This window comes from Leisingera sp. MMG026 (assembly GCF_021654205.1).
Classification (GTDB): domain Bacteria; phylum Pseudomonadota; class Alphaproteobacteria; order Rhodobacterales; family Rhodobacteraceae; genus Leisingera.
Genome location: NZ_JAKFZM010000167.1, coordinates 1 through 415 on the forward strand (window position 1 = coordinate 1; position 415 = coordinate 415).

1 protein-coding gene is annotated in these 415 nt (G+C 65.5%); it reads left to right on the top strand.

The annotated features are described in order from the left end of the window. The coding region (locus L1069_RS24010) for a transposase (RefSeq protein ID WP_237457313.1) at nucleotides 1-415 on the top strand (415 nt) is incomplete at both ends.

The window sequence follows — 415 nt, forward strand, 5'->3', positions numbered from 1 at the left end:
CGGCTGCCGGGAGCGCGCATTTGATACGCAACTGGGCACGCTGAACCTGAAAGTTCCAAAGCTTCGGCAGGGCAGCTGTTTCCCCGGCTTCCTGGAGCCGCGCAAGACCTCGCAGAAGGCCTTGGCCGCGGTGGTCCAGGAGGCCTGGATCGGCGGGGTGTCCACGCGCAGGGTCGACGAGCCGGCCCAGGCGATGGGGCTGCAGGGCAACTCCAAGAGCACGGCATCGAAGCTGTGCAAGGACATCGACGGGCGTGCCGGCGAGTTTCTGAACCGCCCTCTTTGCGGCGAATGGCCCTGCGTCCGGCTGAATGCAACGTATCTCAAGGTGCGCCAGGGCGGCCGGATCGTAAGCGCCGCGGCCATAACAGCCTTCGCCGCAAACACCGATGGACGTCGCGAACTCATTGGACGT